This window comes from Mycobacterium sp. E796 (assembly GCF_001672815.1).
Taxonomy (GTDB): Bacteria; Actinomycetota; Actinomycetes; order Mycobacteriales; family Mycobacteriaceae; genus Mycobacterium.
Genome location: NZ_LZKK01000075.1, coordinates 1 through 7,194, shown reverse-complemented (window position 1 = coordinate 7,194; position 7,194 = coordinate 1). Strand labels below are relative to the sequence as shown.

The 7,194-nt window shown below is 69.6% G+C and carries 8 protein-coding genes; 4 read left to right on the top strand and 4 right to left on the bottom strand.

The features are described 5' to 3' along the window. A partial coding sequence (locus A5706_RS06685; RefSeq protein WP_197517765.1) for an alpha/beta fold hydrolase occupies positions 1-230 on the top strand: 230 nt, incomplete at its 5' end. Here the strand turns inward: A5706_RS06685 and A5706_RS06680 are convergent. After that, positions 225-1,571: a flavin monoamine oxidase family protein gene (locus tag A5706_RS06680; RefSeq protein ID WP_068128424.1), complete on the bottom strand. Its 1,347-nt coding sequence runs from the start codon at positions 1,569-1,571 to the stop codon at positions 225-227. The two genes, A5706_RS06685 and A5706_RS06680, sit on opposite strands and share 6 nt — an antisense overlap. 80 nt (positions 1,572-1,651) lie before the next feature. Here A5706_RS06680 and A5706_RS06675 point away from each other — a divergent pair, with 80 nt between their 5' ends. Next, positions 1,652-2,647 carry a TIGR03617 family F420-dependent LLM class oxidoreductase gene (locus tag A5706_RS06675; protein WP_068128422.1) on the top strand — a complete coding sequence of 332 codons (996 nt, stop codon included), beginning with the start codon at positions 1,652-1,654 and terminating at the stop codon, positions 2,645-2,647. Here A5706_RS06675 and A5706_RS06670 read toward each other — a convergent pair. After that, entirely contained in the window at positions 2,644-3,759 is a 1,116-nt protein-coding gene (locus tag A5706_RS06670) for a hypothetical protein (protein ID WP_068128420.1), read from the bottom strand. The two genes, A5706_RS06675 and A5706_RS06670, sit on opposite strands and share 4 nt — an antisense overlap. Further along, positions 3,759-4,916 (bottom strand): phosphotransferase family protein, encoded by a 1,158-nt coding sequence (locus A5706_RS06665; protein ID WP_068128418.1) that lies wholly within the window; start codon positions 4,914-4,916, stop codon positions 3,759-3,761. The genes A5706_RS06670 and A5706_RS06665 overlap by 1 nt, the downstream gene beginning before the upstream one ends. A gap of 59 nt (positions 4,917-4,975) precedes the next feature. On the opposite strand from A5706_RS06665, the gene A5706_RS06660 reads away from it, so the two are divergent. Then, the gene (locus A5706_RS06660; RefSeq protein ID WP_068128416.1) at positions 4,976-5,578 is read left to right on the top strand and encodes a TetR/AcrR family transcriptional regulator; all 603 of its coding nucleotides are present in this window, start codon (positions 4,976-4,978) and stop codon (positions 5,576-5,578) included. After that, positions 5,575-6,447, top strand: a complete 873-nt coding sequence (locus A5706_RS06655) for an SDR family NAD(P)-dependent oxidoreductase (RefSeq protein WP_068128414.1) — start codon at positions 5,575-5,577, stop codon at positions 6,445-6,447. The genes A5706_RS06660 and A5706_RS06655 overlap by 4 nt, the downstream gene beginning before the upstream one ends. On the opposite strand, the gene A5706_RS06650 is transcribed toward A5706_RS06655, so the two are convergent. Then, the gene (locus A5706_RS06650) at positions 6,434-7,039 is read right to left on the bottom strand and encodes a class I SAM-dependent methyltransferase (protein WP_068128412.1); all 606 of its coding nucleotides are present in this window, start codon (positions 7,037-7,039) and stop codon (positions 6,434-6,436) included. The genes A5706_RS06655 and A5706_RS06650 overlap by 14 nt on opposite strands. Between the last annotated feature and the right edge of the window lie 155 nt (positions 7,040-7,194).

The window sequence follows — 7,194 nt, the reverse complement described above, 5'->3', positions numbered from 1 at the left end:
TGGACGGGCTGACGGTGCCGACCCTGGTGATCGGCAGCGAGCGCGACCGCCTGACACCAATCGGCCAGTCCCGCAGGATCGCTCGAACCGCGCCCAACGTCGTCGGCCTGGTCGAGCTGCCCGGTGGCCACTGCTCGATGCTCGAACAGCCGCGCGAGGTGAACCGCCACCTGCGGGGCCTGGTGGAATCGGTGACCCACGACGCGCGGGTGCGCCGGATCAGCTCATAGCAGGGCGGCGATCTCGGCGGCCGCCCGCTGCCCGGACCGGACGGCGCCGTCGAGGAATCCGGTCCACTCGTCCGCCGTCTCGGTGCCGGCCCAGTGAATCGGCCCGACCGGCGCGCGCAACCACGGCCCGAATCGCGTCCACGAGCCCGGCGGCACCGCCGCGGTCGGGCCACCCGGAGCGAAATCCTCTGCGCCCCAACGCTGATCGACGTAGTCGAGGGGCTTGAGCGCTTCGTCGCCGAACAGCGATGCGAAACAACGCAACGTGTCGCGGCGGCGCTGCTCGGTGGGCAGCGAGTCGAACGCGCGGGCATCGACGAAGCCCATCAGGACGCCCGGGCCGTCGGGGTGCGGGCTGACGTCGAAGGTGATGAACACCGGGCCCTGGTCGGATAGCGCCTGCCCGGAAAACCCGTCGGCGCGCCAGAACGGCGTCTCGTAGGCCGCGTACGCCTTGCTGAGCCGGCCCTGCGGCCAATTGGCGGCGAGTTGTTCGTATTCGGCGGGCAGCGGGGGAGCGAACTCGATCGCCGCGCGGTGGGCCGGCGGGACCGCGACGATGACGAACCCGGCCTCGGCCGAGCCGGCGTCGGTCGTGACGGTGACGCCCGCCCCGTGCCGCTCGATGCGCCGCACCGGCGCGCCCAGCACGACGCGCGCGCCGAGTTCGGCGGCCGCGGCCTCGGCGATCTGCTGGGTGCCGCCCGGGAAACGATCCTGCTGGGCACCGTTTTCGACGTCGAGCAGCGGGTCCAGCCCACCGGCCGCGTGCACGTAGCGGGCGGCGTGCAGCATCGACACCTCGTCGGGTTCGCACCCCCACGTCACCCGGGCCACGATGGCCATCAGGTCGTGGGAGGACTCAGACGCGCGCACCGAGCGCAACCATCCGCCCAGCGACATGCCGTCCAGTTCGCGGGCGCGGCGGGCGTCCCACGGCGCCGCCACCGGGACGCTGCGCGCGATCCGCTCGAATTGCCAACGCAGCCGACCGATGTCGAGCAGTCCCGTCAGCGACACGCGTGGGATGGTGCCGCGGTAGGGGCGGGCCCAGCCGCGCCAGTGGATCACGTTCTTGCCGTCGTGGTGGGTGGGAGTGGTCGGCACCTCGAGCTCGGCCGCCAGCGCCAGGACGGCGGTTTGGGTCGGGCCGACGAAAGTGCCGCCCAGATCGGCGGGCAGCCCGGCGACGCTGCCGGTGTACGAGCGGCCGCCGACCCGTTCCCGTCCCTCGAAGACGAGAACGTCGTGGCCCTGCCGCGTCAGCTCGCGCGCGGCGGACAGCCCGGCAAATCCGGCACCGACCACGACGACGTCGACGACCGGTGGCGGCATTGTCACGCCGTCTAGTCAACAGCATTTTGACGATTTCGTAGGATAAATTTCCATTGCCGGTCTAAGTACGCGGTCAAGGTGGGCAGATGAGAGTCTTCACGGCCTTGTACGGGCCGATGGACGCGGCCGGGCGCGCGCGGGCGCTGCGCGACGCCGGGGCCAGCGGTGTCGCGACCTTCGAGGGTCCGCACGACGTGTTCGCCCCGCTGACGCTGGCCGCCACGGTGGGCGGCCTGGACCTGATGACCAATGTGGCCATCGCGTTTCCGCGCAACCCGATCCACCTGGCGCACCAGGCCAACGATCACCAGCTGCTGAGCGGGGGGCGGTTCTTCCTCGGCCTGGGCACCCAGATTCGTCCGCAAATCGAGAAGCGATTCGGCGCGCAGTTCGAACACCCGGTGGCCCGCATGACCGAGTTGATCGCGGCCCTGCGCGCGATCTTCGAGGCCTGGAACACCGGCGGGCGCTTGGACTTTCGCGGCGACTACTACCGGCACACCCTGATGACGCCGACGTTCAGCCCCGGCCCGAATCCATACGGTCCGCCGCCGATCTACGTCGGCGCGCTGGGGCCGCGGCTGACCCGCGCCACCGCCGAGCACGCCGACGGCCTGCTGGTGATGCCGTTCGGCTCCAAGCGTTTCCTGCACGAGCACACGATGCCCGCGGTGCGCGACGGCCTGCGTGCTTCCGGCCGGCGGCCGGAGGAATTCGCCGTCGTTCCCGAGATCATCGTGTCGGCCGGCTCTGAGCCGGGGGCCGACGCGAGCACCCGGCGGCTGCTGGCCTTCTACGGGTCGACCCCCGCGTACCGGCCGGTGCTGGCCGCGCACGGCTGGGAAGACCTGCAGCCCGAGCTCAACGCGATGTCCAAACAGGGCCGCTGGGAGGAGATGGGCGGGCTCATCGACGACGAGGTACTGCACACCATCGCCGCCTGCGGGACGCCCAGGGAGATCGCCGCCCACATCCGGGATCGCGTCGACGGCGTCTCGGACACCGTGTGCCTGTATCAGCCGTCGCCGATCGGGCTCCAAACGCTGTCGGAGATCGTGGACGAGTTGGGTCGAAAGGGCTAGGGCGCGACCGTCAACCAGTCCTTGAAGCCCGACGGGTCGTGGCGGCCCAGTGCGCCGTGCTCGTACAGGCCCCAGCCCTCGACCGGGTCGTCGTCGCCGTCGCGGCAGACCGCGCGGCCCACGTGGTCGATGACGCCGAAGCCGGACCGCGCGATGATGGCCGGGTCGGTCATGTCGTAAGTCAACCGCTCGACGAACTTTTCGCCCTTCCACATGCCGTGCAGCCAATCCGAATCGCCGCCGTAGCCGCCGCCGACGTGGATCGGCACGGGCAGCTTGGATTCCACGTCGAAGTGCACCGGGGTGCCGTCCGGCGCGGTCGCGTCGATGGTGGCCCCGGTCGGGATGCGGGTGCCCGAGCGGTAGTGGATATTCACCCGCGGCCAGCCCAGCTGCTCGACGCGCCCGTCGCGCCACACCCGGGTGCAGTCGTTGAGCGATCGGAACCCGTTGGGCTCCTCCTGGATGATCAGCACGATCGCAAACTCGTCGAACGCCATCGGCACGTAGAGCCACCACATGCCCTCGAACGGCGGGTCGGCGGGCCGGCCTGCGGGCTCGGGCTCGCCGATGGGCCGGATGCCCCAGGACCGGTCGCGGCTGCCCAGCCAGGTCGCGGGGTCGACGGCGATCTCCTCGCCGTCGATGGCGATGCGGCCGCTCCAGGAACCGAGCTGGGCGAAGCGCTGCGCGTCCAGCGTCACCCGGTTGCCGGACCGCATCAAGTGCGGCTGTTCCTGCACGACGTCGAACAGGCCCTGCCACGTGAGATCGGCTGCGATGCCCTCGGTTTCGTCGAGGACCAAACGCAGCTTGCGCAGCGGTTCGCTGACCTCGATGCGGTAGCCGTTGACGTTCTGGTTCAGCCGGTCCTGGTCGATGGCGTCGGACAGGTGCACCGCCGTCTGCGTGTCCCCGCGCCGGACGAGGAAGAACGCGTCCTTGACGCCGAGGTTGGGGTAGTAGCCGATGCCGCTGATCACGAAGATGTCGCCGGTGCGGTCGTGAGCGTTGAAGTAGGAGCGGTCGTAGAAGTTGCGGTCCGAGGAACCGGCCCACGCGATCGGTTGGGGAACCTGATGTACCGGGAACTCGTCAAGCGGGCCAAGCATTACTGATCCTCTCCGAGAAGGCTGTCAGCGATTAAACGTCGCATCAATCCGGCGTGGTAGAACAGCGATTCGACATCGTCGGGCTTCTCGGTCTCGCCGAAGTGCACTCGGCGCGCGCCGGTGCGCATGAACACGCAGGCCCACATCACCCCGGAGTAGACGTAGAACCAGCGCAGGTCGCCCACCTCCACCCCGGTGAGCTGACGATAGGTGGCGCGGACGTCGTCCTCGCGCATCACGTCGGGCAACCCGGGCAGCGTCGCGAGGCCTGCGAGTTCTTGAAAAACCATGTGCGCGTAGATCATCCACGCGATATCGAGCTCGCGCGGTCCCAGCGTCACCATCTCCCAGTCCAGCACCGCGACCGGCGCGAAGTCGCGATACAGCACGTTGCCCACCCGCGCGTCGCCCCACAGCAGGACGGGCTCGGCCGCGGCGGCTTCGTCCGGCCAGTTGTCTTCCAGCCACGCGAAAGTCCGCTCCAGCAGCGGCGATCGGCCGATGTCGGGCACCGCGAAGTCGTACCACTCGCGGACCCAGTTGAAGTGCCGGCGCAGCGCCGTGTCGCCGTCTTGCGGGGAGAGGAACCCAAATGTCTTCTCGGCGTTGGGGATCGCGTGCAACTTTGCCAGCACGCCCACCGTGTCGTCCTGCAGTGCGCGCTGGCGTTCGGCAGGGGCGTCAGCGAACCAGTTGCCGCCGAACGTGTAGGGCATGACGTCGGGCGGCACCTCGCCCTCGACGTAATCCATCACGAAGAAGGGCGTGCCCAGGACGTCGCCGGTGGGCTCGAGCCAGCGCACGCGCGGGACGGGCACGTCGGTGAGTTCGCCGACCTTGCGGATCACCTCGAATTGGTGGTCGAGCCGATACGTCGGGAAGACCTGCACGTCCTCGGCGGCCGGCGCCACCCGCGCCACCAGTCGCTGCTCGATGGGCTCGCCGTCCTGTTGCCAGCGTGCGGTCATGATGATGGTTTCCGACGACATGCCGGTCGCGTCCACGCCGCTTTCGACCGTCACCTGCGGCTTGACCCCGCCCGGCAACACGGTCGACAGCCACTGCGACATCACGGCGGGCAGCTTTGTGACGTCCCGGCTGGAGCGCTGAAGTCGGTCGACTTTGTCGAGCACAGGTTCGTTCGACGTTTTCGACATTAAGGTGCCTCCATTCTTCGAGACTTCCGTGAGGCAATTACGATACGGTAGGTAGCGTTATGAAAGCAGACCCGTCTTACCTTGACAAGGCCCCGGGCGCCGGGCGGCCCCGGGACCCGCGCATCGACTCGGCCATCCTCACGGCGACCGCGGAACTGCTTGTGGAGATCGGCTATTCGAACCTCAGCCTCGCCGCGGTCGCCGAGCGCGCCGGAACCACCAAATCGGCACTGTATCGCCGGTGGTCGAGCAAGGCGGAACTGGTGCACGAGGCGGCGTTTCCGACGGCACCCACCGCGCTGCAGGCGCCGGCCGGTGACATCGCCGCCGACGTGCGGATGATGATCGAGGCCACCCGCGACGTGTTCACCACGCCGGTGGTCCGCGCGGCCCTGCCCGGCCTGGTGGCCGACATGACCGCCGACCCGGCCCTGAACGCCCGGGTGATGTCGCGCTTCGCCGGCGTGTTCACGGCGGTGCGGGTGCGGCTGCGCGAGGCGATCGACCGGGGTGAGGCGCATCCCGACGTGGACCCGGATCGGTTGATCGAGCTGATCGGAGGGGCGACGATGCTGCGGATGCTGCTGCGGCCGGAGGAGGAGCTGGACGACACCTGGGTGGAGCAGACGACCGCCATCGTCGTGCACGGGGTGACGGGATGACGGGGCGGCTGGCGGGGCGGGCCGCGATCGTCACCGGCGCCAGCCGCGGGCTGGGCCGGGCGATCGCGCTGGCCCTGGCCGCGGAGGGCTCGGCGGTGGCCGTCGTCGGGCGCACCGAACAGGTGTGGGACGACCGGCTGCCCGGCACCATCGGCGAGACGGTCGCCGAGGTCGAGGGGGCCGGCGGGCGCGCCGTGGCGATCCGCGCCGACCTGACTGACCGCGACGACGTCGCACGGCTGGTGGCCGAGGCGCGAGAGGCGTTGGGGCCCATCACGATTCTGGTCAACAACGCGGCCTTCACCGCGCCCGGCCGGCCACCGGTCCCCGGCTCGCAACCGCGCGCGAAACCGCCCAGGGCCGCGAGCGGCGGCGCCAAGCCCGGCTGGCCGGGGTTCGTCAGCACCCCGTTGCAGGCGTTTCGCCGCCATTTCGACATCGCGGTGTTCGCCGCCTACGAGCTGATGCAGCTGGTGTGTCCGGACATGTTCGACGCGGGCGGCGGCTCGATCATCAACATCACCTCGGTCGCGTCGCGGATGCCCGGCGACGGACCCTATCCCGACCGCAGCGGCGGCGTCCTGCCCGGTTACGGCGGATCCAAGGCGGCACTCGAGCATCTCACGCAGTGCGCGGCATACGACCTGGCCGACCACAACATCGCGGTGAACGCGCTGTCGCCGTCGAAACCGATCCTGACGCCCGGCCTGGCCTACTACGCCCGCGAATTCGTGGACACCGCGCCCGCCGATGAATTCGCGCGCGCGGCGGTCGAATTGGCGCTGGTGGACCCGGCCGTGGTCACCGGGCGCACGATCGGGCACCTGAACGTGCTCGACGGCAGCTTCCTGCCCTTCACGCTGGCTTAGTCGCCGTCACGCCATTGATGATCAGCGCGTACAGCCGGTGCCATTGCGGGGAACGAAACCCCGCGCGCAGCAGCAGCGCCGTGGCGCGGCCTCGGGTGCGGGCCTTGCCACGCCGGCTGGTGGCCAGGGTCGGCAGCAGCCACAGCGAGAACTGGTCGACGAGCACCAGGTAACCACCGGGTCGCAGCACCCGCGCGCATTCGGCGAGCCCGGCCTGTTGATCCGTCCAGTGATCGAACGATGTCGTGCTGACGACGAGGTCGAAACTGCCGTCGGGGTAGTCGAGGTCTTCGGCCACCCCAACCGCGAAGCTCAGCCGAGTGTCGTCGTCGAAAGCGCTTGCAGTCGCGATCATTTGGGGTGCGGCGTCGATGCCGCAAAGTTGCCGGGCATCCGGGTAGCGGCGGGCCAGGGTGCGCAACAGATGGCCCGTTCCGCATCCCACGTCCAGCACGCTGCCGGGAGAGGGGATGGCCGCCACCGCGAGATCGGCGGTGCGGTCGGTGATCTCATGGTGCAGCTTGCCCCGCCACCCGTGGTCGTACTCGGGCGCGCGATCGTTGTACGCAGCGAGGTCGCGGTGCGGCGGCACGCGTTCAGTGTGGCACCGCGGGTTCACTTGCTCAACGTTCGTTTTCGTCGGGTGGGTCGGGGTCTTGGTTGAGGAGTTCGTCGGGGTGGTGGGCGTGGTTGATTCGGGGGGGCTGGTGCCTTAGGAAAAATAGAGTAGTCAGGGGTAGGAGAGTT

Coding starts and splice junctions, on each gene's coding strand:
- A5706_RS06655 (WP_068128414.1), top strand. CDS start 5,575: ATGACGGGGCGGCTGGCGGGGCGGGCCGCGATCGTCACCGGCGCCAGC.
- A5706_RS06670 (WP_068128420.1), bottom strand. CDS start 3,759: ATGCTTGGCCCGCTTGACGAGTTCCCGGTACATCAGGTTCCCCAACCG.
- A5706_RS06665 (WP_068128418.1), bottom strand. CDS start 4,916: ATGTCGAAAACGTCGAACGAACCTGTGCTCGACAAAGTCGACCGACTT.
- A5706_RS06660 (WP_068128416.1), top strand. CDS start 4,976: ATGAAAGCAGACCCGTCTTACCTTGACAAGGCCCCGGGCGCCGGGCGG.
- A5706_RS06675 (WP_068128422.1), top strand. CDS start 1,652: ATGAGAGTCTTCACGGCCTTGTACGGGCCGATGGACGCGGCCGGGCGC.